This is a genomic window from uncultured Bacteroides sp. (assembly GCF_937912035.1).
Lineage (GTDB): Bacteria > Bacteroidota > Bacteroidia > Bacteroidales > Bacteroidaceae > Phocaeicola.
In genome coordinates this window covers 55,747-82,705 of sequence record NZ_CALDPF010000028.1, presented here as the reverse complement: position 1 = coordinate 82,705, position 26,959 = coordinate 55,747, and the positions used below count along the sequence as shown (strand labels likewise).

17 protein-coding genes and 1 pseudogene are annotated in these 26,959 nt (G+C 39.9%); 4 read left to right on the top strand and 14 right to left on the bottom strand.

All coding sequences use genetic code 11. The features are described from left to right. Positions 1-12: 12 nt before the first annotated feature. From Q0486_RS05195 to Q0486_RS05170, 6 genes are all read right to left on the bottom strand, one after another. Positions 13-1,872, bottom strand: coding sequence for a hypothetical protein (locus tag Q0486_RS05195; RefSeq protein WP_299230895.1), 1,860 nt, complete (start codon positions 1,870-1,872; stop codon positions 13-15). 225 nt (positions 1,873-2,097) lie between these two features. Continuing rightward, positions 2,098-4,158, bottom strand: coding sequence for a TonB-dependent receptor (locus Q0486_RS05190; protein ID WP_299230894.1), 2,061 nt, complete (start codon positions 4,156-4,158; stop codon positions 2,098-2,100). Positions 4,159-4,442: 284 nt separating this feature from the next. After that, positions 4,443-5,705, bottom strand: a complete 1,263-nt coding sequence (locus Q0486_RS05185) for a peptidase U32 family protein (protein ID WP_287678945.1) — start codon at positions 5,703-5,705, stop codon at positions 4,443-4,445. Positions 5,706-5,956: 251 nt separating this feature from the next. Beyond that, positions 5,957-6,940, bottom strand: coding sequence for a tRNA dihydrouridine synthase DusB (gene dusB, locus Q0486_RS05180; RefSeq protein ID WP_204392500.1), 984 nt, complete (start codon positions 6,938-6,940; stop codon positions 5,957-5,959). A 16-nt stretch (positions 6,941-6,956) separates the two neighbouring features. Then, the gene (locus Q0486_RS05175) at positions 6,957-7,922 is read right to left on the bottom strand and encodes a phosphatase PAP2 family protein (RefSeq protein WP_299230940.1); all 966 of its coding nucleotides are present in this window, start codon (positions 7,920-7,922) and stop codon (positions 6,957-6,959) included. After that, positions 7,919-8,929 (bottom strand): NAD(P)-dependent oxidoreductase, encoded by a 1,011-nt coding sequence (locus tag Q0486_RS05170; RefSeq protein ID WP_299230887.1) that lies wholly within the window; start codon positions 8,927-8,929, stop codon positions 7,919-7,921. Before Q0486_RS05170 ends, Q0486_RS05175 begins: the two co-directional genes overlap by 4 nt. A 215-nt stretch (positions 8,930-9,144) precedes the next feature. Here Q0486_RS05170 and Q0486_RS05165 point away from each other — a divergent pair, with 215 nt between their 5' ends. The 3 genes from Q0486_RS05165 (at position 9,145) to rnr (ending at position 15,414) form a co-directional block, all read left to right on the top strand. Beyond that, on the top strand, positions 9,145-10,659 hold the full coding sequence (locus Q0486_RS05165; protein WP_299230885.1) for a DNA mismatch repair protein MutS: 1,515 nt from the start codon (positions 9,145-9,147) through the stop codon (positions 10,657-10,659). Between the two features lie 124 nt (positions 10,660-10,783). Continuing rightward, the gene (locus Q0486_RS05160) at positions 10,784-13,015 is read left to right on the top strand and encodes a GH92 family glycosyl hydrolase (protein ID WP_299230883.1); all 2,232 of its coding nucleotides are present in this window, start codon (positions 10,784-10,786) and stop codon (positions 13,013-13,015) included. Between the two features lie 251 nt (positions 13,016-13,266). Continuing rightward, positions 13,267-15,414, top strand: coding sequence for a ribonuclease R (gene rnr / locus Q0486_RS05155; protein ID WP_299230881.1), 2,148 nt, complete (start codon positions 13,267-13,269; stop codon positions 15,412-15,414). Positions 15,415-15,545: 131 nt separating this feature from the next. On the opposite strand, the gene Q0486_RS05150 is transcribed toward rnr, so the two are convergent. The 4 genes from Q0486_RS05150 to Q0486_RS05135 form a co-directional block, all read right to left on the bottom strand. Continuing rightward, complete coding sequence (locus Q0486_RS05150) at positions 15,546-16,706, bottom strand: porin (RefSeq protein ID WP_299230879.1); 1,161 nt, start codon at positions 16,704-16,706, stop codon at positions 15,546-15,548. Between the two features lie 71 nt (positions 16,707-16,777). Beyond that, the gene (locus Q0486_RS05145; protein WP_299230877.1) at positions 16,778-17,872 is read right to left on the bottom strand and encodes a 2-aminoethylphosphonate--pyruvate transaminase; all 1,095 of its coding nucleotides are present in this window, start codon (positions 17,870-17,872) and stop codon (positions 16,778-16,780) included. Between the two features lie 32 nt (positions 17,873-17,904). Next, entirely contained in the window at positions 17,905-18,702 is a 798-nt protein-coding gene (gene phnX, locus Q0486_RS05140; RefSeq protein ID WP_299230875.1) for a phosphonoacetaldehyde hydrolase, read from the bottom strand. After that, positions 18,699-20,093 carry a DUF5690 family protein gene (locus tag Q0486_RS05135; protein WP_299230873.1) on the bottom strand — a complete coding sequence of 465 codons (1,395 nt, stop codon included), beginning with the start codon at positions 20,091-20,093 and terminating at the stop codon, positions 18,699-18,701. The genes phnX and Q0486_RS05135 overlap by 4 nt, the downstream gene beginning before the upstream one ends. A gap of 232 nt (positions 20,094-20,325) precedes the next feature. Between Q0486_RS05135 and Q0486_RS05130 the strand changes: the two genes are divergently transcribed. Next, a complete protein-coding gene (locus tag Q0486_RS05130) occupies positions 20,326-21,213 on the top strand; it encodes a hypothetical protein (protein ID WP_299230871.1) in 888 nt (295 codons plus the stop codon). A gap of 126 nt (positions 21,214-21,339) precedes the next feature. On the opposite strand, the gene Q0486_RS05125 is transcribed toward Q0486_RS05130, so the two are convergent. The 4 genes and pseudogenes from Q0486_RS05125 to Q0486_RS05110 form a co-directional block, all read right to left on the bottom strand. Beyond that, positions 21,340-21,924, bottom strand: a complete 585-nt coding sequence (locus tag Q0486_RS05125; protein WP_299230938.1) for a non-canonical purine NTP diphosphatase — start codon at positions 21,922-21,924, stop codon at positions 21,340-21,342. After that, the gene (locus tag Q0486_RS05120; protein WP_299230869.1) at positions 21,925-22,821 is read right to left on the bottom strand and encodes a YitT family protein; all 897 of its coding nucleotides are present in this window, start codon (positions 22,819-22,821) and stop codon (positions 21,925-21,927) included. A gap of 9 nt (positions 22,822-22,830) precedes the next feature. Then, positions 22,831-25,665, bottom strand: a complete 2,835-nt coding sequence (leuS, locus tag Q0486_RS05115; RefSeq protein ID WP_299230866.1) for a leucine--tRNA ligase — start codon at positions 25,663-25,665, stop codon at positions 22,831-22,833. Positions 25,666-25,853: 188 nt separating this feature from the next. Then, positions 25,854-26,825 (bottom strand): annotated as a pseudogene (locus tag Q0486_RS05110) (glycoside hydrolase family 43 protein); the annotation flags it as partial. Positions 26,826-26,959: the final 134 nt, after the last annotated feature.

Sequence of the window (26,959 nt, the reverse complement as noted above, 5' to 3'; positions counted from 1 at the left end):
ATAATTCAGATATTATTTGTATTTATGAGGATTTGAGGAACTTTTTAGATAAGCCGGAGAATCTATAGGCATTTTGCCAATATTGTCAACATAAAAATTATTCATCAGCTGCTCTGCCCATGGACCGTAGGTGAACGAGCTATTGTGTCCGTACCCCATAACGTGTCCCAGCTCATGGAACATCACGTTACACGCATAACGGTTTGAATAATGTTCGAACCATCCAGCCTGAAATGCTCCAAACACAGTCGGACTACCCAAACCGACAACACCGTTTCCAGAATAGACCAGTCCAATCTGAAGTGTCTGTCCGCGCCGCATCTTTGCCAATACATCCTCCACCTTTACAGGCTGTCTGTTGTCATCGTATAACTTGTCAACATTCTCATGAAGGATAGCCTCGTGTTCATCCATATCAATCATATAGGTAAAATTAAGGAAGAAAGCCACAGATTCTCTACAGTGAACCGGACGGATACCCATCCAGTTACCTACCGGACCTCCATCTTCACGCGAAGGGTCTCCACCAAAAAGCCCCCAAAAAAGTGTCCATCCGTGCTTTATTCCCTGAAGTTTCTCCCAATAAGGATCTGATGAAATTATCTTCAACTCCGCTCCGGCTATGGCGGCAGCGTCAAGTGCCGGAACATTGATTATGCGACCGTTCTCAGTACGACACATAGTGCCTTTCTCTACCATTGGAGAGGATTCATAGAAATCGCAGAAAGCAGGAATGGAATCGAAATATGCAAAATCGAAATATTCATCATCCACAGCCGCTATACGTGCTCTCAATGTAACTCCATAAAGTACACGTGGAGAATAAAAACGCATATGCAGACGCCCATCATCAGTAATTGAAAGCTGTAATGGCTTTGCTGTGTTAAAAGTGCGCTGAGACCTGTCCGTATAAACAGATACAGGTTCATCATCATCCAGAATTCGTGCATGATTTCCAGCTCTGTAAGCATCGGCAGTTATATACATAACCGGAGAAATGTCATCAGGATGCTTTACCGCAGTGCTTACCGTATGTGCATGATTTGGCAACACTTCCTGCTGGCCAAAATTGAAGTCAAGAACAGTCTTCTCATCAAGATAGTTTACTGAAGTATGAAATATATCTCCTTTTAAAACAGTACCGGAAACTGTAGGCATAAACAGATAAGGAATATCCTCTCTTAAAACCATATCGTCTATAATACCGTCACTTTCTCCCGTAAAGGAGCCTCCACCTGTTATTGATGTATAGAACTTTGACTCAGTAAGTCTCACTCTTTTCTCAACCGTTGCATTACGCACATATCGGTTATTATATACGAAATTAAAATCCAAACGACCTACTATCCTATCCTGTGTAACTTCGCTGTCAATGCTGATAACCTCAGTGCTACCTCCTTCAGCAGGAACTAAACGGACTGTAAACGGTGTACAGGAATAAAAATACTCCGCTTCCAGAGGTTTGTGGAGATCGGAAGGAAACACCAGCCATTCATCATCCATACTTGATATTTCATTTATCTCAGCACGATCGGCTGTTTCATCGCCCTTTATAGCCAAAACAAGCAGGTTATAGTCGCCCTCATGAAGGCCTTCGGCATATATTTCCGAAGTTAGCGCATTATATTTGCCATGTACTGTAGTCACTACATCGCCGTCAGAATCGGCTATATAGAAAAAAACTTTGTCATATACGCCTGTACTCACAGACTCTGTACGCGAGTCAATGTCGCCTATGTAGGCAGACTTTTTCAAACGAAAACGTATGCCACTGCGTCCCGAGCCTGTATTGCTACTGTTCATCATCTCGTCGTTTGTACACGACACCATAAAAAGAAGACCTATAAGTGCAAATAGTGTTATCCTTTTCATCTCAAATTATTAAATGTTATACGCTTATCAAGACAAAAGGAACAGTAGATTTGTTCAATCTCAATGACAAAGATTTTACTTTTTCGAGCTTTTTTGATTTAAATCAATATAAAATAGGGGCAAAAACTTCACTTCATATATATTACAAGAGCATTTTGTTACATGTTTAAATAGAGTATCCTCAGAAAACAAAGCAGTTTCCTGAGGATACAAACATTTTAATTATCAGAATTTAAACCTATAGCTTGCTCCTGCCCTTACCCATATTCCGGGCTGCGGGATATTGCCATGGTCATAATATGTCTTGTTCAGAAGGTTGTTTCCTTCTACATATATCTTATACTGCGGCGCATTCCATGTAAACCGTGCATCTACTAGAGAATAAGGTTCGTATGGCACCATAGAATTGCCTTTCTGATAATTACCCATTCGGTCCTGCCAGCGGTATGACACGTTCATCTCTAACAGTTTCCATATCCTGAAGTTTGCCTGCGCCACGAACTTATGTCTGAGATACTCCAATGCATATTTCGACTGTAGATTTGGCGTAGTTTCCTTATCCTGGTCAATATAACTGTACGACACATTGACCGAACGCACAAAGGCATCGCGCTGCATCAGTTCGCGTATATCAACAAGAACAGAGGCCTCAGCACCCATTGTATTGATTACGGCATGATTAACCGACTGCCATGGAGCGTCATCGCCTTGCGATATATCCTTTATCCAGTCTATCATGTCCGTTCCGTGATAGCGGTACAGACTAAGAGTACCACGTATTCCCGGACGAAGATACTTCACTCCCACTTCCACTGCCTGCATTTCTTCAGGTTTCAGATATTTGTCGGCTTTATGACCTCCAACGGAATAATACAGCTCTGTAAAAGTAGGCATACGCAATGAAGTGTTGTAAGAAGCATAAACCTTCCAGTCGCGCGCAAACTGATAGCTGGCATCAACACCCGGATAGAAACGGAACTTCATTTCATTGCCGGTGTTCTTCACGGCTATCACTCCTGCTGAAAGAGTGAAACGCCTCAACACGATATTATGTTCCAGATGAAAACTCAGATTGGTCCTGTTAAGCCCGAGAGTAAAATCGGCATCAGCACCGGGAACCTTCACCGGAGAATTGAGCGGTTCTCCAAGCGATGTACTCCTTACACCTTCATTCCTGAACTCCGCCCCGAATGCTGTCTTTCCGAGGAATGTCTGGATGTAGTTGTTAAGGTTTACACCATAAACATCCGTCTGATGATAATTAAAAGGAGATTTATCTGGCATCCCGCGATAGAATTCAAACCTGTCGTCCGAACGGTTCCAATAGACAGACGGCTTGAAATGATAGACATCACCCTTGGTCTCTGCCTGAACAGCAGTGTAATACTTCCTTACGTGTTCAAACTGTTCGTCGGAAAGAGTGCTGTAGAAAGTGTTCGCGCCATAATCCTTGTTTGTGAAACCTGCATGCCAGCGTACATCTACCTGATCGTTCTCATATCGTCCCTGATAGAAGAGCCTTGCATATTTGAAATCGGCATTAAGATTTCCTGCTTTACTACGGCTGAATCCGTCACTGCGGCTATAGCTGCCAGAGACCTGGTTACTCAAACCATTCTTCACATGGCTTACCATAGCTCCACCTTTGAAATAGCCATAAGAACCGCCATCGGCAAACACTTCTGCCCCGCTGTCCTTTGCAGTACGAGTAACGATATTGATGGCTCCCACCAGCGATGATGTGCCATACACACGTCCTGCAGGTCCTTCCAAGACCTCGATACGTTCTATTTCACTTAATTCAACAGGAAAATCGGCCGAGTTATGGCCAGTTTGTGGGTCGCAGATGTTTATTCCGTTCAAAAGGATAGTAATTTGGTCGAACGTTCCCCCACGAATACTTATGTCCGTTTGTACTCCCATGTCACCGCGCTGTCGGACATCAACGCCGGCGGCATACTTTAACAGGTCGTTAATACTTTGTACAGGGGCGGCGGCAATAGCCTCGCGGTCGAGTACAGTCACGATTCGTGCTGCCTGGCTCACTGTGAGCGGCACACGGCTGCCGGTTACCTCCACTTCCTCCAGCTCATACAGTTTCTCGCCTGCATTGTTTTTCTCGGCAGTCTGGGCTGATATACCAGAAACAGGTGCAGATGCCAGCATAGCTACTGTCATCACCCCGATACTTACCGGAGATTTCAATGTGGAGAACACTGCATAAGAGCGGTTGGAATAGCGTCTGAAACGCATAGTCCGGCTGCTTTTCTGAATGTTTTCTTTCATTGGTTAATAATTAAATTGATTAAAAATGCGGGGCAAAGATACAAAAGATATTATACAAACCAATAGTATCAATACGATGCAAGGAACAATCTTTTCAACAGCCATAAAAGGTTTTCAACAAGTTTGTAAACGCTTTTAAACATGTTTGCAAAACGTTTTCAACACCCTGTGAACAGCTAACAACACCTATGTATATCAACAAATTAACACCCATGTCGATTACTACATCAATATAGTTATCAACATGGGTGTTAATTATATGTGGAAAACGTATAAACGTCTTTTTATTTCTTCTTCAATTCCTCAGCAGGAACTATACGGTAAAGTTTGTCGCTAGGACGGATTCTGTCAGGAACCTTGAACGATACGTGAACACCTTTCTTCACTACATCTACCGGTTTGAGAGCTACACGTGCCTCTTCGAGATTAACATACATTGCTCCGGTAGTAGGACCGGTGATAAGCAGCTTGTCGCCAACCTTTATTTCTGTAGCTTCGATGAGGAACTCAGCAACACCGATATTTGAGAAGTATTTTATACCGCGTCCAGCATATACCTTTCTTTCTGTAGCCTCAGAACCATAGTTCTTGCTCCACTCGCCAAGACGCTGTCCAAGATAGTATCCGTTCCAGAAACCACGGTTGAACACTGTCTTGAGACGTGTATCCCAATCAGCTTTCTTTTCTTCGGTAAATGTACCGTCAAGATATGACTGGATAGCCTCCTTATAGCATTCCACTACAGTACGCACATACTCAGGTCCGCGTGCACGTCCTTCTATCTTGAACACACGTACTCCGGCTTCTATCATCTCGTCCATGAAATGTATGGTCTTCAGGTCTTTAGGAGACATGATATACTGATTGTCAACTTCCAGTTCTATATCGCTTTCCTTGTCCTTTACTATATAAGAACGGCGGCACACCTGCATGCATGCTCCACGATTGGCAGAAGCATTCAGTTCGTTAAGGCTAAGATAGCATTTGCCGGATACAGCCATACACAAAGCTCCGTGACAGAACATCTCTATTCTGACTTTCTCACCCATCGGACCTGTTATGTTCTCCTCCTGAATAGCATCGTATATCTTACGTACCTGCTTCAAGTTAAGTTCTCGTGCCAATACCACTACATCAGCAAAACGTGAATAGAACTTCAGAGCCTCAGCGTTACTGATATTGAGCTGAGTAGAGAGATGAACTTCCTGACCTACCTGATTACAGTATGCCATGACAGATACATCGGCTGCAATCACTGCACTGATACCGGCTTCCTTTGCTGCATCCACGATCTTGCGCATCAGCTCTATGTCCTCGTCATAAATTATAGTATTTATGGTGAGGTAGCTTTTCACTCCATGCTCATCGCAGAGAGCTGCAATCTCACGCAAATCGTCAATAGTGAACGTGCTTGCCGAACGGGCACGCATGTTAAGGCTTTCAATACCGAAATAGATAGAATCAGCTCCGGCATTAATGGCTGCTGCCAATGACTCGCGCGAGCCTACAGGCGCCATTATCTCGAAATCTTTAATTGAATAATTCATTTATCTTTCATTGAGTTATGGCTGCAAAATTACTCAAAATAATCATTACTTCCATATTTACATGTAAAAACAAAGGCATGACGGATATTTTTACATATGTCATACCACTATATCAAAAATAATAACATACTTAAAGCATATTGTTTTCTGATGCCGACTATAGTCAGCAGTGCTACCGACTGTAGTCAACAGTATTGCCCACTACAGTCAGCAGCTATGCCCACTATAGTCGGCAATGAAAAATCTATAAATCAATAGGCAAAAGTCTCTTCAATATGATCAAGAATAGAATTCAGTTCATCCAATGTCTCTGCCCTGAGCATAGCAATACGCGTTTCCTTGAAATTAGGAATTCCCTTGAACAAAGGTGACGCGGCAAGATGACGACGTACATGCAGAATACCGCGACGCTCGTCAAGCAGGTTTACACTGTCCTGCACCTCACGACGAAGAACATTCATCTTCCATCCGAAGTCAAGTCCGGTCAGCTCCTCACCTGTCTGAAGATAGTGTTTCACTTCCTTGAACACCCATGGACGACCGAAGCTGGCACGTCCAATCATAATGGCATCCACACCATATTTATCGAAACATTCCTTTGCGCGCTGCGGAGTAGTGACATCACCATTACCTATAATAGGAATATGCATGCGCGGATTGTTCTTCACCTCGCCTATCAGGGTCCAGTCGGCCTCACCCGTATACATCTGGGCGCGTGTACGTCCATGTATTGTCAAGGCTTCTATACCGCAGTCCTGCAACTGCTCTGCAAGCTCCACTATTATCTTATGCTCTGAATCCCATCCCAAACGGGTTTTCACCGTAACAGGTATCTTAACAGCATCTACCACAGCCTTAGTTATCTCGAGCATCTTAGGAACATTCTGCAACATACCCGAACCTGCCCCCTTTCCGGCTACACGCTTGACGGGGCATCCGAAGTTCAAATCCAGAATATCAGGATTAGCCTGTTCCACTATTTTTGCGGCCTCAACCATGGTTTCTGTGTCCTTCCCGTAAATCTGAATAGCTACGGGACGTTCCTTTTCGCTTATGTTAAGCTTAAGCATGGTTTTACCAACCGAACGTATCAGAGCGTCACTCGACACAAACTCGGTATATACCATATCGGCCCCAAACTCCTTACAGAGAAGTCGGAATGCCGGATCGGTAACATCTTCCATCGGGGCAAGAAGTACGGGCTGTTCTCCTAAATCTATATTTCTAATCTTCATAAAATAGTTTTATTAATCATTTGAAAGTGGGTGTAATAAACCATTTGTCGTACATCGTTACAACTATACGATAAACGAAAAACGCAGATATGAATCCTACAATAGAGTCTATCAGATAATGAGCCTGAATATATACGGTAGCAAGACATAACAGCATATAAAACGGCAACAGAAAATATGTAAGTTTCCTGCTTACCTTAGACGACATTATCATTACTATAGTGGATATGGCAACATGCGAACTTGGAAATGCAGCAGTAGGTCGCTCGCCTATCTCCTGCGAGGCCTCAACCAGATTATAGAAAAAACCATGGTCATAACCTGGAGCCGGGAACAGCAGGACATTATAATTGAAATAGTCGCCAAGCTGCAGAAACTCGCAAGCGTTTACTCTGTCCATTCCTATTGCAGGAAAATAGAACTGTGGACCTGCCACAGGTACAAGCAGATAGAACAAATAATATATGAAAAACGAAGTTACTAGCACGAAACATACTTTCTCGAACTTCATATAATGATTTACAAAATAATATACCACCAATATCAACATCATGGGATAATAAAAAAAATATCCCATATTAAGCGGTTCGCTGAACCATATCGAAGGAAAATGCTTACTAAACTCTACCGATGGCTGACACTCGAACAAAGACTGCTCCATGGCCGCAAATATATGGTCAAGATTGTCGAACACACGGTTGAATTCGTACGTGTCAGGATACCAGTATGCCAACAGCGACATCTGTACCACCATACGTACAAAAGCCGTAAGCCTGCACGGGTATGCCCTATAAAGATACATCAGGGCAAACGTGAGGGCCACTATCCCCAGACGTTCCAGAAGCATAATGCCGGGATGGTCCATGCGAGGATACAAAATCAATATGAGGATTGAAGTCAGGGCATTGTAAATAAAGCTTATACTCTCTACGGCAAAAAGTCCCTTACCACTCTCTACCCTCTCCAACAATTTTAAGTTTATATCCATCCTTCTTTTTTATACCAGCTAATTATTTCCTTTACACCACGCTCCAGTTTATATTCGGGTTTATATCCCAATTCTTCTATGAGCGGGCTAATATCACACCTCCAGTTGCGCTGCTTCATTATATTATATTTATCTCTATTCAGGGTACTCGGCTTGTGAGTGAAATGTGAAAAGAACTCAGCCACATACGAAATAGCTTTGAGCAGGAATAACGGACATACAAATCTTATCATCCACGGATTTCCCAGTTCCTTACGTATAAGATCGGAAAATGTCCGACTGTTATACACCTCGCCGTCGCTAACAAAATACGAGCGGTATTTTACGTCCTTCTTTATTGCCAGATAAACAGCCTGAACCAAATCCATTACATATATAAAAGTAATATCCTGTCTCTTATATCCTGCAACGAAATCAACATGATTGCATATCGACTTTATCATCAGGAAGTAATCCCTCTCGCGCGGGCCATATACTCCCGTAGGACGGAATATTACGTATGGAAAATCCTTCAGACCATGAAGATACTCCTCTGTCTTGAGCTTACTCACTCCGTAAGCCGTGTTCGGAACAGGCTTATCCGTCTCGCATATAGACGAATAATCTTTCTCGCGTATAGGTCCGAAAATACTGAGTGAACTTATAAAAATAAAATTCTTAGGAGTCATATCAAGCTTAACAAGTGTCTCGATGAAATGACGTGTAGCCCAATAGTTACCTATCTCGAAACCAGCCTTGTCCAGACATTTGGTGACACCGGCACAATGAATGATATAGTCCCATCCACCGTGTTCTTCCTTATGCTTGAGCAACTGCGACGCCAGTTTGTCAGAATCTGTAAAATCCAGTTCAGCAAAACGTATCCGTTCGTCCTGTAAATACTTTCTGCTACTGCTTTTGCGCACTCCGGCCCATACCTGCATTCCTTCGGCAAGGCCACCCTCAACCAAAAAACTGCCAATAAATCCGCTGGCTCCTGTTACTAATATTTTGTTATTCATAACTTTCCGTATTATAAAGGCACAAAGATAGTGCAAACCGAGTGAAGCACAAAGTTTTCAGGCTTTTGTTTCCGAGGTGCAGGCTATCTCATCTAAAGATAATGTTTCCTATCTATAACAAAACAATCGAACTTTACTATTGTTTACATCAACAGTAATAAATTGCATCTTTTAGTTTTTGTAAGTATATTTGCGTATATAATATTCTGCCGACTATGGATAATGACATCAAAGCATACGATACGTACCGCAACATGACTTTCGGAGAAAAAGGACTGCCCGAAAATGTACGTCACGAACTGAACATCGACAGTCTGTGCGAAAAGATAGACTTTACATCCTCATGTATAGGCAGACAATATTTATATCACATTGTATGCAAAGATGAAATTTCACAAATCAAGGATAACGAATCTCTGATAAAGGAACTACATGATAACATTTCATTAAGGAAGCGGCTTGTAGGACTACTAGGGAAACTTAATAAACCTGATGCTTACACAATAACAGAGTTACTACACGGAAAACATACAGACTACTCACAATGCTACATCCACGCAATCAACATCTGCCGGTGGCTACCGTCGGTTTTCCTGCTATGCACCTTTATAAGCAACATTCCGGGACAGTTTCTTATACTGCTTCTTGCATCATATATCGCAAACAGCTATCTGCATCTGAAACAGAAAAGTCAGCTCTCATTATACTATTTTTCCATACCACAACTGTACAGACTTTTACAAACTGCAAAAGAGGTTGCAGAAATCAGTATATTTGCCGATACGAACAGAAATATCCACCAGTATATCAACAACCTAAAAGAGCTGGTCAAGAAACTGCGCTTATTCCGTATAAGTATTAATATGGACAGTAACGCAGCAATGCCTTTATTTATGTTTACAGAATTGCTGGATATATTCTTTCTTCATACCACAATAAATGTTATAAACTCATTCCGTCTGATTGATAGCAAACGTAAAGATATCGACAGCGTTTTTCGTTTCATCGGATTTCTGGATGTAATTTGTTCTTTGTCTTTTCTTCGCGAAGAGCTTCCTTATTATTGCCCTCCCACAAAACCTGGAAATAATGAAAAGCTGTCGGCTAAATCCGTTTATCATCCGCTGATAGACAACTGTATTCCAAACGACATATCAATATCCACGAAATCAGTACTCATTACAGGCTCCAATATGTCGGGAAAGACCAGTTTCATACGTACCATTGCAATAAATACAATAACTGGCAAAACACTTAACACCTGCTTTGCGAATGAATTCAGAATTGATACCGGCAGGCATATCCTCTCAGTAATAGATACCGAAGATGACTTAGAGAAAGGGAAAAGTTATTTCCTCACAGAAACAGAAAATGTGAAAAAGGTATTCGACCGTGCTATATCAGGCAATCATCTTCTGGTGTTCGACGAACTGTTTAAAGGAACAAATACTGCAGAACGAATTTCCATAAATGCAGCTGTACTAAAAGAACTGGCAATACATAACAACATAATACTGGCATCAACACACGACAACGAACTTACATCACTCCTTGAAAATGAGTACGAACTTTATCATTTCTGCGAGGACATTAAGAATGAAACACTGGCTTTCGACTACAAGATCAAAAGAGGTGTAGCTAATGAAGGTAATGCCATAAAAATATTAAAGCTATACGGTTACCCTGATTATATAACAGAAAAGGCAGAAAGAATAAGAAAAAACAGATGAAAAATACGCCACTCTATTTTCCTTAAAGGTAAATCTTAAGAATAATAAACCATAGTTTAAAATAAATTTATATTTTTGCAATGATATAATTACCTATTAAGAAACAATTTAATACTACCTTGTTATGAAGAAGTTATCTATTGCTTTTGTATCACTGCTGGCTTGTATTCTGGCATCATGCAGTAACGAAACTACTACTGTGCTGGAACATGACTACACAGCTTATGTAGATCCTAAAATCGGAACAGGAGGTCATGGGCATGTGTTCTATGGAGCTAACGTTCCATACGGTTTTATACAATTGGGTCCCACAAGTATCCCTCAAAGTTGGGATTGGGTTTCGGGATATCATGTATCAGACTCTACAGTCATAGGATTTCCTCATACACATCTTAGCGGTACTGGTATAGGCGACCTGCACGACATCAATGTAATGCCTGTAACAGGTGAAGTCACTTATGCACGTGGAGACAATTCTTCATACGAAACCGGTCTATGGTCATATTCTGACAGATCGAAAGAAACAGTAGTGCCGGGATATTACAGGACTCATTTATCAAGATACAATGTAGATGTAGAACTTACAGCAACAAAACGAGTTGGTTTTCATAAATATACATATCTTTCAGGCGAAAAGCCTTCAATTGTATTCGATATGGTAAACGGTGGATGTTGGGATAAACCAACCGAAGCACTTGTAAGAATAGTAAATGACAGTACTATCAACGGATACAGATATTCAAAAGGATGGGCTAACAACCAGAAAGTATTCTTCCATGCAGAGTTCTCAAGAAAATTTGACGGCGTAGAATTCATTGTAGACGGGAAAACCTTAAATGATGCCAAAGAAAGCAAGGGAGAAAAAATGTTTGCGCGAGTAAATTTTGCCCAAAATGATTCTAAACCTATATACATGAAAGTTGCACTATCACCTGTATCAGAAGACGGTGCCAAACTGAATATGCAGACAGAGTTAAGTGGTTGGGATTTCAATAAAGTAATAGCCGACGCAAAAGACGCATGGAACGAGGAACTTGGTAAAGTGAAAATCAATAAATGTTCTGACGATAATGCCAAAAAGATTTTCTATACAGCTTTATATCACTCTATGTTTGCTCCATCCGAATTCTGTGATGTAAACGGTGACTATTACGGAGCAGACAATAAAATGCACAAGGGAGAAGGATTTAAAAACTATACAACATTCTCACTTTGGGATACATACAGAGCTGCACAGCCACTTATGACAATTCTTCATCCTGAAAAGATGAGTGATATTATAAACACAATGATTACCATCTATAAGCAACAAGGAAAACTTCCTGTATGGCATCTCATGGGTTGTGAAACAGACTGTATGGTAGGTAACCCTGGTGTTCCTGTTGTTGCAGATGCCATTCTTAAAGGAATAGAGGGATTTGACTATGAATTAGCTTACGAAGCTCTAAAAGAATCATCCATGCTCGGAGAAAGAGGTATGCAACACAGAATTGAATATGGCTTTATCCCGTCAGACAAAATGCTGGAGTCCATTGCATACGATATGGAATACGCATTGGCCGACTGGTCAGTAGCTCAAGCAGCTCTTAAACTAGGTAAACAGGAAGATTATGAATACTTCATGAAAAGGAGTAAATCATACAAAAACTATTTCGACCCTTCAACAGGTTTTATGAGAGGTAAAATGTTGGATGGTTCATGGCGTACTCCATTCAGCCCATATAGTTCATCACATAGAGATGATGATTACTGTGAAGGTAATGCATGGCAATATACATGGCTTGTACCACACGATATAGAAGGACTTACAGAATGTTTCGGAAGCAAAGATAAGCTCATAGGAAAACTTGACTCCTTGTTCATAGCAAAAGGTGATATGGGAGATTCTTCTTCTCCAGATATAAGCGGCCTTATAGGTCAATATGCCCACGGGAATGAGCCAAGTCATCATATAACATACTTATACACACTTTTAGAACAACCATGGAAGACTGCAGAGCGCATTAAAGAGGTTCTAAACACAATGTACAGCACAAATCCAGATGGACTTTCAGGAAACGAAGATGTTGGACAAATGTCTGCATGGTACATACTTTCATCACTGGGTTTTTATCAGGTAGAACCTGCAGGTGGCAAATTTGTATTTGGTTACCCTCTTTTCGAAAACGTAGAACTGAAGGTAAAGAATGGAACATTCATAATCGAAAAAGAAAACTCAGGTAAAGACAACAACTATATCCAGAGTATAATTCTGAATGGTAAAGAATACAATAAGCCATGGATAGACTATAATGATATCATAAAAGGTGGAAGCCTGAAATTCATAATGGGTGACAATCAAAAGACTTGGTACTAAAAATCATCTGTTGCCTTAAGTAATAACAAACAGTTCGTAATAAATAGTGGTCTGCCTGTATTAATTCTGACTTTTACATATAATTTTAGGAATATGTGAAAGCAGAATTATTACAGGCAGATTTCTTTCAGGCTAGAAATTCTGGGAAATGTGGCACTTTTACTGGTTTGCAGGAAAATAAATAAGACTATTATATCTTTATTCCATTTATTTTGCTTACTTTGTAGAAACTAACAAAGAAAGGAATAGCTATGGCTAAAAATAAAAAAGAAAAAAAAGGCGGGAAAAGAATGAAGAAAAAAGAGATGTCGGAACTCATCATAAACTATTTCCGCAACAAACCGACTGAGGCTATAAGTCTTAAGCAATTATTCCTGGGACTGAAACTAACAACACATCCTACCAAAATGCTATGTACCGACATAGTGAAGGATATGGCAGAAGACAATTTCCTGATTGAAGCCGAAAAAGGAAGATGGAAACTTAATGACAGAGGTCAGATAATGACAGGTACCTTCATCAGAAAGAGCAACGGCAAGAACTCGTTTATACCTGACGATGGAGGGGAACCTATCTTTATTGCAGAAAGGAACTCAGCTCATGCCATGAACAATGACAAGGTGAAGATCTCTCTTTGTGCGAAATGCAAGAAACAAAAGATAGAAGGACAAGTGATAGAAATACTTGACAGAGCAAAAGCTACTTTCGTAGGAACACTGAAAGTATCTAAAAACTATGCTTTCCTCATCACAGAAACAAGCACACTCGCCAACGATATCTTTATACCTAAAGAAAAGCTTAAAGGAGCAAAGAATGGCGATAAGGCTGTAGTAAAAATTACAGAATGGCCGGACGAAGCAAAAAATCCTTTCGGTGAGGTTATAGACGTGCTTGGACAGGCCGGTGAAAACAACACTGAAATGCACGCCATACTGGCTGAATACGGATTGCCATATACTTATCCACAATCAGTAGAGGCTGCAGCAGAAAAATTATCTGCAGAAATCACAAAAGAGGATTATGCAGAACGCGAGGATTTCCGAAATATAACCACATTCACCATCGACCCTAAAGATGCGAAAGACTTTGACGACGCGCTCTCAATAAGGCAGCTGAAACCGGGACTTTGGGAGGTTGGTGTACATATCGCCGACGTTTCACATTATGTCAAAGAGGGCAGCATCATAGACAAGGAAGCATTGAAACGTGCCACATCCGTATATCTTGTGGACCGTACTATACCTATGTTGCCAGAACGCCTTTGCAACTTCATCTGTTCACTGCGTCCTAACGAAGAAAAACTGGCTTATTCTGTAATATTCGATATGAACGAAAAAGCAGAGGTCAAGGATTATCGTATCAGACATACAGTAATAAAGTCCGACAGACGTTTCACATACGAAGAGGCTCAGAATATAATAGAAACCGGTGAAGGAGATTTCAAGGAGGAAGTTCTTGAACTAAACAAACTGGCTCAGATTCTTCGTGAAAAACGTCTTGCCGCAGGAGCTATCGACTTCGACCGTTGCGAGGTGAGATTTGAAATTGACGATAAAGGAAAACCTCTGAGCGTTTATTTCAAGCAGTCCAAGGAAGCAAACAAACTGATAGAGGAATTCATGCTTCTTGCAAACCGTACCGTTGCGGAACACATAGGAAAAGTGCCAAAGAACAAAAAGGCAAAAGTATTCCCATATCGTATCCACGACCTGCCGGACCCGGACAAGTTGGACAACCTTAACCAGTTTATCGCACGCTTCGGTTATAAAATCCGTACGAGCGGAACAAAAACAGAAGTATCAAAGTCTATCAACCGCCTATTGAAAGATGTAAACGGAAAGGGAGAACAGAACCTAGTGGAAACAGTGTCATTGCGTTCTATGCAAAAGGCAAGATATTCAATCCACAACATCGGTCACTATGGTCTTGCATTCGATTACTACACTCATTTCACTTCACCTATACGCCGTTACCCTGACCTTATGGTTCACCGTCTGCTGACTCGCTATCTGGACGGAGGACGAAGTGCTCAGGCCGACAAGTATGAAAGCATGTGCGAACACAGCTCTGCAATGGAACAGACTGCTGCAAGTGCCGAACGCGCATCAATCAAATACAAGCAGGTAGAATTCATGAGCGATCATATAGGAACTGTTTATGAAGGAGTAATCTCTGGAGTGACCGAATGGGGTATATATGTCGAGATAAACGAGAACAAATGTGAAGGTATGGTAGCAATGCGTGACCTTGGCAATGACTATTACGAGTTCGACGAAAAGAACTATTGCCTTATTGGCAGACGTTATCATCAGAAATTCAGCCTTGGTGATGCAATAAAAATAAAAGTGGCACGCGCCAATCTGGAAAAGAAACAGCTTGATTTCGTTTTGGCTGATTAAAATTATATTTATTTCCCAACAGACATTAAATGGATTTAAAATAATCAATTACAAAACAAGAAAGTCAGAATTTTTTCTGACTTTCTTGTTTTTACATAAATGTCTGTATTAATTAAACGTAATTTATTTAATTAAAATATGTATTGTATCCTGGCTTGCGATATAATAAGGTCTTTTCTATAGAAGTCGTTGCAATGTCTTCCGGAATGTACATAACTACAATTTAGCTTGATGCCAAAATATTTATTGAAATAATAGTTTATTCCTATTGAAAAGTCTGTTTCTTCGCCTCCGTATATGTCCGCCTTTCTATGATTCATGTTTGTGTAGTTTGCCCTGACGGCCAGTTCCATTGATTTACTGCCTTTAGGCCCTTCCGGAATTGCATATTGTGAATCATAGTCGAAGCCTCTGCCAATGAGTAAAATACTTCCCTGTATATAACCTCCGTGTGATATGTAATTGGGTACACCATTATTACGTCTTATCAGTTTGATGAAATATTCCGACTGTAACATAAACTTTTCCGAAGTATATAATAATTCAGCCATGGCTTTAAATTCATATCTTGTGTCAGTCAGTTCGGTATTTAGTAATGGCTTGTCGAATAGCGATGTGACACCGTTACTCTCTTGTGTAACACAGTAAGGATTTTTTCTGTTGTTAAGTTTGCTTCGTAGTGAAAAAGCACCTCCAAGATGCAGGAATGATTCGTATGGTTTATATCGTTCTCTCCATATTCCTCTTGAAGTGATAATAAATGTTCCGTCAGTATTGTTTTTCAGATTATTAATATCGTTGTTGCTAAAAATTCCTGTGGAAAAATAATAACTGTTGTCGAATATATGATAAGTCATACCAAATCTTCGACTATTGGTGAATGCCTGTACAGATGTTGCCGACTGATGAAATCTCAAATCTGCTGTACTTATCAGCATATCCATTGAGAAAGGTTCATACATGTTTCCGATGCTCAATATACTTTTTTTGAAATGACGGTTATAAATAAAATCTTTTATTTTCAATTTGCTTTCGTCAATTCCTATGTCAACTTTTATTTCATCTTTTTTGTAAGAAGCCTTAAATCCGATTCTGAAATCTTCAAGTGAAAAATAGCTTTTAGTTTCATTATTGCTATACCCGGATATGGAGGCATCAAGCAATCCCCTCGAGCGGAATTTTATATTCAAAGGTTTTTGGGCCTGGGATGAGAAATATGGTAATATGGCTGATATAAATATAGCGATTATTTTTACCTGAATTTTTAAGTCTCTTGTTATATGGCTTTTCATCGGGACAATTATAGTTACCAGTCCGAAATAACAGTTGCGCTATTCAGGACTGGTAAGAAGAATTTGCATTATTATTTTACGGCCTGTATTTCTTTTATTGCCGCAACTAATTTTCTGAAATCATCAGGATACACATCGCCAATGTTACCGATACGGAATGTGTCAGCCTGTGATATTTTTCCCGGATATATAACGAATCCTTTATTTTTAAGTTTTTCATAGAAATCCTTGAAATTGAATGAACTGTCAGGATAATAGAATGATGTTATCACCGGTGACTGTTCGGAATCTGGCAGCAGTGTCTTAAAACCTAATTCTCTCATTCCTTCTACCAGGACTTTATGGTTCTCTGTGTAGCGTACATGTCTTGCTGCTATACCTCCTTCTTCCTTAAGCTCTGTAATGGCTTGCATGAAAGCTCTTACTACGTGTGTAGGTGAGGTGAATCTCCATTTGCCATGTCCTTTCTCCATAGTATCCCACTGTTCGTACAAATCGAGTGCTAGTGAGCGTGCCACACCTTTACATTTTTCCAATATAGAGCGTCGTGCAATGATAAATCCAAAGCCCGGTACACCTTGAATACATTTGTTTGCACTGCTTATCATGAAGTCTATTCCGAGTTCATACATATCGATAGGTACCCCACCGAAACTACTCATTGCATCTACAATGAATGTCTTGTTGTGTTTCTTTACTACCTGTGCAATTTCTTTTAACGGGTTGAGGACACCTGTTGTAGTTTCACAGTGTACCACTGATACGTGTGTTACTTCAGGATGTTCTGTGAGGTAAGCATCCACTTTTTCAGGATTTACAGCCTGTGTTTCCTCAAATCCCATCAGTTCGTAGTTTATATGATAGTATTCGGATATTGTACCCATTCGTTTTCCGTATGCTCCGTTTGCTACAACCAGCAGTTTGTCGTTTTCACGTATTACTGAGCCAAGTGTGGCTTCAACACAGAAACTACCGCTTCCCTGCATGAGTACTGAAGTGTATTCTTCAGAACGACTGCTTGCCAGTTCTGTAAGTTCTTTTCTGATAACTTCTACTATTCCTATGTTGTAGTCTTCATCCCATGTACACCAGTCACTCATCATGGCTTGTTTTACACTTTCGCTTGTTGTAAGTGGGCCCGGGGTCAATAATAAATAAGGTCTCATATTGGTTATGTTTTTATGTTTATATTATTGTTTTAAAATTCGTTTTCCATACGTGCGTTGATACATTCTATAAGGTCTGGTAATTCGTCTATTGAATTTACCACATAGTGTGCTCCTGCAGCATACATTCTCTTTCTTACATCGTCCATTCTTTGTTTAAGTTCTTCAGGTGACAATGCTTTTACTTCTTCCTCGGTGAGTCCAAGTTCGTTGCTTCCTAGAATAACACCTACACTCCAAACACCGGCATTTATACCTTCTTTTATATCTGAAATGGTGTCTCCATATTTCAATACTGAAAATCTTGACGGTACTCCCAGATCGCACATATTCTTGTAAATCATATATGGATATGGACGTCCTGCAGGAAGATCATCCGATGTCACATAGTTGTCAGGTGTATATCCTTTGCTTGATGCTTCAGGTACTACTACTTCCATCATCTTTTTTGTGTATCCGGTAGTTGAACCTATCTTAATGCCTCTTTGTCTCAGAATGTCTATTGTCTCTATTACATTCGAAATAGGTCCTGTATATTCTTTCAGAGTGGCGAACAGCAGACGCTGGAATTCTGTATATCTGCTTTCTACGTCTTTTTCTGTGTAGTTTCTTCCGTATTTCTGACGGAAAGCACTGTTGATACTTTCCATTTCGAATAGGGCGCGTATATGGTCTATTTTTGTAAGTCCCATCGGTTTACGAGCTTCGGCAGCAGTTACGTTGATGCCTATCATTCTGAAACTCTCAATAAATGCGGAAACAGGTGCAAAACATCCGTAATCTATTGTAGTTCCCGCCCAATCCATAATTACGCATTCAATTTTTTTCATATAGCTGATTCTTTTAAGTAAATATTAGTAGTTATTGTTTCGTTTTCTATATTTGAAGGGATTTCCTTCACGATTTTATTTTTAGTATTATTCTGATCTATAGAACTTTTTCTGTATTTTTCGTATATGATGTATATCATCGAACCGATAAATGCAATGCAGCATGTTATTCCTATGTATATGCTCATATTGTTATAGAACTCTGCCCAGTCAATGTGTGAAGCGTGGAATTCCTTGAAAAACAATATTGCTAAAGTTCCCATATATCCTACAAAGTCTATTGTTATAATGAAAAATCCAACATTTCCTTTTATTTTGAAACATGCTATGAATCTTTCGAAAAATATAGTCTGGAAACTCAGGTAAGCTATGTCCAGACATAAGCTTTGCAGGAACAGCCATATTGTTGTTGGCAGATTGTAAGCCTCGAAATTAGCACCTATCATTGCCAGGCTACCCATTCCTATAGTGGAGAGTATCAATAGTATGCAAAGAACTTTCATATGATTATAGGTGGTTGCCAATAGGGCAAATACAGCCAACATGACAAATGTTGCAATACTGTCTATTTGTGCGAATGCCCACGATGATATGGTTGATACATCTACTATACAGACAATGAAGTCTTCTTTTATATCTCTTTGAACTGTGAGCAGGAGGTTTGCACCGAATAGCATAATCAGCAGTGGCATGTATTTACGGAACAGTTCCCATCTTTGTTGTCCGTTCAATGTTACTCGTACAGAGCGTGATGCTATATCTTTCTCTGTCGGTGCAGGGAATTTTGTCATCATCCATCCTGTGAAACATAAAAGCGGAAGTGCTATACCTCCAATCAGTGCCGGCATCCAGAACTCGCTAACGTGTAGTGAATTTAATGCATAAAGACCTAAGGATTTGGCAACTCCGGAACTTAGTGCCATGCTCACTCCCATAATACTTGCAAGTATGTCCGTGGTACGTCTACCCTCAAGGAAACTGAATATTACTCCCCACATACATCCTAATGACAGACCGTTGAAAAACAACGCCAATATATTGTAAGGTAAAGGGAAGAGGCCGAACGCCAAAAGGGAAACTTCAGAAAGTACGGCTGAGCCTATTATAAATTTCAATCGTCCTTCAGGTTTCAGTTCTGATATATACTTAATACCTAACAATTTTGCCAGCACGTATCCTAAAAGTTGGATTATACTCACTGCTATTTTATAATCCATTCCGAAAAATTGTAATCCTTCGAATTCGGCTGCTGTAAAAGGTTTGCGTAATGCATAGACAAGTGAGTATGACAATAATGCTGTACTGCCAGCCCAAATGACGAAAAGCCAGTCTGGGATTGATTTGGCAGTTTTGGTTTGTATGTCCTTATCGGTTGCTGAATTAATTTTCATTTTTCTGTTTTTTTTGAATACGATGCAAAAGTAGGACTGCTTTGGCAAGGAAAAAATGAATAAAAAATGAATAATAACCTTGAAACAATTCAGAAATATTAATGCAACTAATATATAACCGCTTTGTGACAAATATCACATAGAAATGTAATTACTTTGTAATATTGATTATTAATACAAACATAAATCAAAAAAATATGTATATTTGAAGAATAATAAATAGAAGATTTAGATGGATGAATTGAGACAAATATATGAGCGTATTTCTTATTTAAGGGCAAAAGGTATAAAGATGAAGGATATAGCTGAAAGTACACAAATGGTGCCGAGTGTGCTTTCAGCATTATATTCTACAGTTCTTCCGGCATATGTGAAAAACAGGGATAAGGGGTTGGATATGGATGATGCCTTGGATGCTTCGTTGGTTTGGGTAAATAATATATCAAAGAAAAAACTGTTGAATATGCTTCCAAAGCTAAAAGAGGGAATATTCAATGTGGATATGACTGTAAAGAGCAAAGATACGAATACAGTTATTCCATTTATAGAAACACTGGTATATAATTTACATGAAACTGTGAACAGGATCAATACCTTCAGTGGAATATACATGAGCTATAGCATATCATCCAGTAGTAATGCATTGAAGATTGAGCCTTATCTCATAGCACCGTCAGAGGTTGGGAATTATATAGAGGTAGGGCATAATAATGCGTATGGTAGTACACACTGGGGGGCAGCATTTTTGAATGGAACAGATCATCTGTATCTGATGTTTAACGAGAAAGAAAAGCCGCAGATGGCTCTATTCAATATTTGTCTTAAACTGCCTATGTTTGATAATCCGAAATATCTGAAAGGAGTATATACTTGCCTTGATTATAATTACAATCCTATTGCAAGAAGAATACTGTTTGTCAAGGTGTCCGACAAGGTCTCACGTTCTGAATTCCTGAAAACAAAAGGTGAAGTAAAAATAGAAAATAAATTAAGCGATATAGAGAAAGTATATTATCATTATACTTGTCAAAAAGAAGACGTCATTCGTATGTGCGCCATTCCGGCACCTCAGATGAATGAACAGGATTTGATTTTAGAGAAGAAAATATTATCATTCTAAGTAATTATTTCATCAAAACAATTATCAATATATTATCGAACTTTATTAATATTGTTATCAATAAAAAAGAAATACGAAACTCAATCTAAAGTGATTTGAATCCCGTATTTCCATTTTAACAAAATTTCATCTATAATTTAGGTATTCGCAAAGTTTCTGTACAGCTCTAGCGCGATGACTTATCTTATTCTTTTCATCATTACCCATCTCAGCAAAAGTTTCTGAATAACCGTCCGGCATAAATACAGGATCATAGCCGAAACCTGCTCCACCTTTTCTTTCACGTATTATGCTGCCGTTTACTATTCCTTCGAAGAAGTGTTCCTTACCTTCCTCTATCAGGCAAATAACAGTACGGAAACGTGCCTTACGGTTGTCCTTATCCTGCATTTCAGAAAGCAGTTTCTTCATGTTGGCTTCAGAGTCATGCCCTTCTCCACCGGCATATCTGGCAGAATATATTCCAGGCGCACCGTTCAAAGCCTCAACTTCAAGACCAGTATCATCGGCAAAACAGTCTAAACCATAGTTCTTATATATATACTGTGCTTTCAATGCCGCATTACCTTGCAGAGAATCAGCCGTTTCAGGAATATCAGCATAACAATTTATATCATTAAGGCTCAGGATCTCTACCTTATTGCCTAATATCGCACGGATTTCCTCCAGCTTATGTGCGTTATTTGTCGCAAAAACAAGTTTCTTCATAATTTACTTAACTTTCAATGGGTCAAAACCTTCACCGTAAACTCCCACTACATTACTTTGGGAAATAAATGCATTAGGATCAATATCTTTCACCAGACGGAAGATGTCAAGCGACTGGCTTTTCTTTGCAAGAACCACAACTACCTTTATGTCCTGCTTGCTATACCATCCTTTTCCGTCAAGGAGAGTTACTCCACGGTTAATCTGAGTAGAAATACCCTGAGCTATTTCATCATGCTTACGTGAAAATATAAGGAACTGTACAGATTGACGAGTGCTATTAATTACATAATCTATCACTATACTCATAACAAACAATACGCAAAATCCAAACAGTACACGACGCCAATCATGAAATATAAAATAACAAGATGATATAATTATTATATCACAATACATCATCATACGTCCCAGAGTTACATCTTTATACTTGTTTATAATCCATGCAATTATATCAGTACCACCTGTACTACCATTATGACAAAACACTAATCCAATGCCAAATCCTAAAAGTCCGGCACCGATGACACATGCCATAAAATCCTGTCCTGGTCCAAGTAACATAGGTAATTTACCATTATCATCCTCCAATATTCTTTGGAAAAGCCACAATAAGAATGTCAACATGATTATGGCATATATGGTTTTGATACTGAACTTTGGTCCGAGTATTTTCAATGCAAACCCAAGAAATACAGCATTAATGATGAAATATGAGACTTGGATTTCAACACCTGTCGTATAATAGATTATAGCAGCTATACCTGTCACTCCACCCGTAGTAATCTGATAAGGCAAAAGAAACGCTGCCCAACCAATAGAGTAACATATCAAACCTAAAGTTATGGCCAGGTAGTCTTTCGTCTCCCGGCCAAATTTTCTTTTTAACAATGCTTCCATAAATATGGTTTACAGAACAACATTTACTATCTTCTTAGGAACGATAATCACCTTCTTAGGTGTCTTGCCATCAATCCATTTCTGCGCCTGTTCGTCAGCTAGAACTGCAGACTGGATTGTATCATTGTCTGCATCTGCAGCAAATTCCATTGTGAAACGTGCCTTACCGTTGAAAGATATTGTATATTTCACTGTATCTTCTTTCAGATAGTCTTCGTTGAATGCAGGCCACTGAGCATCACAAACAGATGTTGTATTTCCTAACGCTGCCCAAAGTTCTTCTGCCAAGTGAGGAGCAAACGGAGCTATGATAACAACAAGATCACTCAATACAGACTTATTACGACATTTCAATGAAGTGAGTTCGTTTACACAAATCATAAACGCGCTGATTGAAGTGTTGTAAGAGAATGTCTCAATATCTCCAGTCACTTTCTTTATCAGTTTGTGTACTGCCTTTAGTTCTTCTTTTGTAGCTTCACCGTCCTGAGGAAGGAATTCGTCATTACGGCTATAGAACAGACTCCACAATTTCTTCAAGAAACGATGAACACCATCTATACCGTTAGTATCCCATGGCTTAGACTGTTCGATAGGGCCAAGGAACATTTCATACATACGTAATGTATCTGCTCCGTAACGTTCAACAATCATATCAGGGTTTACTACGTTGTACATAGACTTACTCATCTTCTCTACCGCCCATCCGCATACATACTTGCCGTCTTCAAGAATGAATTCTGCATTATTATATTCAGGACGCCAGTTCTTGAATGCCTCAACATCGAGGATATCGTTTGATACGATATTTACGTCAACATGAAGAGGAGTAACGTCATACTGGTCTTTCAGTCCGAGAGAAACGAATGTGTTTGTATCCTTGATACGATATACAAAGTTGCTTCGGCCCTGAATCATACCCTGGTTTACAAGCTTTTGGAATGGTTCTTCCTTAACGCTTACACCGAGATCAAACAAGAATTTGTTCCAAAAACGTGAATATATCAAATGACCTGTTGCATGTTCAGTACCACCTACATAGAGGTCAACATTCTGCCAATATCTGTCTGCCTTTTCAGATACGAGTGCCTTATCGTTGTGTGGATCCATATAACGCAGATAATATGCGCTTGAACCTGCAAAACCAGGCATTGTATTAAGTTCAAGAGGAAATACATTTACATTGTCTATCTTAGAGTTTTCAACCACCTCGCCGGCATTTACGTCCCAAGCCCATTTTGTGGCATGTCCCAATGGAGGTTCGCCAGACTCAGTAGGAAGGAACTTGGCAACTTCAGGCAACTGCAAAGGCAATTTGCTCTCGTCTATCATATATGGCATACCGTCCTTGTAGTAAACAGGGAATGGTTCACCCCAGTAACGCTGACGTGAGAAGATTGCGTCACGCAAACGGAAGTTAACCTTTACACGTCCGAGGTTATGTTCCTTTACATATTTCTTTGTAGTAGCGATAGCTTCCTTTATTGTAAGACCGTTAAGGTTCAAATCGCAATATGGAGTTGCTCCGGCTTTTGGAGAGTTGCAAACAATACCTTCTTTGGCATCGAAGCTTTCTTCACTGACATCACACCCTTCAACCAGCGGAACAATAGGCAAGTTGAAATGTTTTGCAAAAGCATAGTCACGACTGTCGTGAGCAGGAACGGCCATGATTGCACCTGTACCATAACCGGCAAGTACATAGTCACTGATCCAGATAGGTACAGCCTCACCTGTGAACGGATTTACCGCATACGAACCACTAAACACACCTGTCACACGGCGGTCTGATATACGTTCGCGTTCAGTACGTTTCTTTGTACGGTCAAGGTAAGCCTCAACTTCTACTTTCTGAGCCTCAGTAGTAAGTTGTGCCACCAGTTCGCTTTCAGGAGCAAGAACCATGAAAGTAACACCGAACATTGTATCCGCACGTGTTGTAAAGATAGTGAACTCCATGTCACTGTCCTTAACCTTGAAACGAACTTCAGCACCTTCTGAACGGCCAATCCAGTTACGCTGTGTTTCTTTCAGAGAGTCTGTCCAGTCAACAGTTTCAAGTCCGTCGAGCAATCTCTGTGCATAAGCAGAAACTCTCAAGCACCACTGACGCATTTTTTTCTGTACTACAGGATGACCTCCACGTTCAGAAACACCATCCACAACCTCATCGTTGGCCAATACAGTACCCAGTGCAGGACACCAGTTCACCATAGTCTCGCCAAGATAAGCTATACGGTAGTTCATCAGAATTTCCTGCTGTTCCTTTTCTGATTTTGTGTTCCATTCTTCGGCAGTGAAACTCAATTCTTCACCACAAGCTACATCAAGTCCTTCAGTACCTTTTGTTTCGAAAGCCTTAACCAGATTCTCGATAGGCTGAGCCTTACCGCATGAGTTGCAGTAATAGCTGTTGAACATCTTCTGGAAAGCCCACTGTGTCCAGTGATAATAATCAGGTTCACAAGTACGAACTTCGCGGTCCCAGTCAAAGCAAAAACCGATTTTGTCAAGCTGTTCACGATAGCGTGCGATATTGGCAGCTGTAGTTACAGCCGGATGCTGACCTGTCTGGATTGCATACTGTTCTGCTGGCAATCCGTATGCATCATACCCCATCGGATTAAGCACATTGAAACCCTGAAGTCGCTTGTATCGGGCATATATATCGCTGGCAATATATCCCAGCGGGTGACCTACGTGAAGTCCTGCTCCCGACGGATAAGGGAACATATTCAACACATAAAACTTCTTTTTTGATTCATCTTCCGAAACTTTGTAGGTCTTGTTTTCCACCCACTTCTGTTGCCATTTTTTTTCTATCTCCCTGAAATTATATTCCATAGCGATGTACTTTATATATTTGATTTTACGTTATTTATACAATTTGTTTGCAAAGATACAATAAAAAAAATAAAGATACCCCAAAAGACAATAGAATGAAAGTAAAAAGCAGCAACAATAGATAAAGTATCATATACTTCTGTTCTTGTTACTGCCCGCATCATTTAAAACAACTTTTAATCATTTGGCTATCTTCGCCAAAATTCTTCCAATCTCTTAGCCTCATCCTTAGTAAGATGAATAACCGCCCCATGTTTTGGCGACACAAAGTTTGTAGTTTTCATTGCACCTTCATTAAAACGTCCCAGATTCTTGAATGTTTTAAAATCGGACGTCTCAATAAACCCGAAGTTATGAGGATTAATACTATAAATATCATACATGAGAACCCACTTGTCTTCGCCAATACGTTTCCACACATTAGGAGCTTCACAAGCACCATTCTCAAAATCACACCACCCAGGCATATATTCATATCCACAAGAAGCACTATCGGAAATGGCATGTTTGATACCTGGAGTACCGTCATGAGCCACGTAAAACAAATGATACTTGCCGTTATGATAAGTTATATCACCATCTATAGCAGAGCAACCTTCTACCGGATAATCAAACAGTATTTTCGGCATAGATTCAAGTTTATTGAAATCATCGTTCACATAGACATAATAGAGTTTATTCCGTCCGTTGCCATATCTCATGGTATAATAAATCATAAGTTTTCCTTTATTATGGTCATAAGTAACTTCCGGTGCCCATACACACCCAACTTCCGACATTTCATCAGACAATGTATCGAATCTCACATTTGCACGCGACCAGTTAATCAAATCACGGGATTTCATAAGAACAAGCCCACGGTTGTTTCCCCAACCGTAATCTTCACCACTTCTTTCCCACTCGGTATCCCTATACCCTTCTCTTTGTGCATAAATATGAAGATCGGTCATAGCTAGATAAAAAGCGCCATCCGGTCCTCTGTAAATATGAGGATCCCGAATACCCTTCTGCATAGCAATGGTATCGCCCTTAATTACAGGTCTAGCATCATTCAGGGCAGTAAAAGTATATCCGTCCCAACTGACAGCCATGTGAAGGCTATGCGTTTCATCAGTATGGAAAACCATTAAATAGGCACTCATATCTTCTTCTGTTGGAACATACTGCTTTTCCGTATACTTTTGTGAACATTGCTGAAAACCCAAAAGTACAGACAACAATATTAATAAGTTTCTAAAAAGATTATAATTCATGAATGTAATATATTTACTGGATAAAGCTAAAAAATTAGAAC

Excerpts from the sequence above, each read along its gene's own strand:
- dusB (WP_204392500.1), bottom strand. The coding sequence starts at position 6,940 with ATGAAGATTAGAAATATAGATTTAGGAGAACAGCCCGTACTTCTTGCC.
- Q0486_RS05185 (WP_287678945.1), bottom strand. The coding sequence starts at position 5,705 with ATGAATTATTCAATTAAAGATTTCGAGATAATGGCGCCTGTAGGCTCG.
- phnX (WP_299230875.1), bottom strand. The coding sequence starts at position 18,702 with ATGAAAAAAATTGAATGCGTAATTATGGATTGGGCGGGAACTACAATA.
- Q0486_RS05120 (WP_299230869.1), bottom strand. The coding sequence starts at position 22,821 with ATGGAAGCATTGTTAAAAAGAAAATTTGGCCGGGAGACGAAAGACTAC.
- Q0486_RS05165 (WP_299230885.1), top strand. The coding sequence starts at position 9,145 with ATGGATAATGACATCAAAGCATACGATACGTACCGCAACATGACTTTC.
- Q0486_RS05190 (WP_299230894.1), bottom strand. The coding sequence starts at position 4,158 with ATGAAAGAAAACATTCAGAAAAGCAGCCGGACTATGCGTTTCAGACGC.
- Q0486_RS05135 (WP_299230873.1), bottom strand. The coding sequence starts at position 20,093 with ATGAAAATTAATTCAGCAACCGATAAGGACATACAAACCAAAACTGCC.
- Q0486_RS05130 (WP_299230871.1), top strand. The coding sequence starts at position 20,326 with ATGGATGAATTGAGACAAATATATGAGCGTATTTCTTATTTAAGGGCA.
- Q0486_RS05170 (WP_299230887.1), bottom strand. The coding sequence starts at position 8,929 with ATGAATAACAAAATATTAGTAACAGGAGCCAGCGGATTTATTGGCAGT.
- Q0486_RS05160 (WP_299230883.1), top strand. The coding sequence starts at position 10,784 with ATGAAGAAGTTATCTATTGCTTTTGTATCACTGCTGGCTTGTATTCTG.
- Q0486_RS05150 (WP_299230879.1), bottom strand. The coding sequence starts at position 16,706 with ATGAAAAGCCATATAACAAGAGACTTAAAAATTCAGGTAAAAATAATC.
- Q0486_RS05195 (WP_299230895.1), bottom strand. The coding sequence starts at position 1,872 with ATGAAAAGGATAACACTATTTGCACTTATAGGTCTTCTTTTTATGGTG.
- Q0486_RS05145 (WP_299230877.1), bottom strand. The coding sequence starts at position 17,872 with ATGAGACCTTATTTATTATTGACCCCGGGCCCACTTACAACAAGCGAA.
- leuS (WP_299230866.1), bottom strand. The coding sequence starts at position 25,665 with ATGGAATATAATTTCAGGGAGATAGAAAAAAAATGGCAACAGAAGTGG.
- rnr (WP_299230881.1), top strand. The coding sequence starts at position 13,267 with ATGGCTAAAAATAAAAAAGAAAAAAAAGGCGGGAAAAGAATGAAGAAA.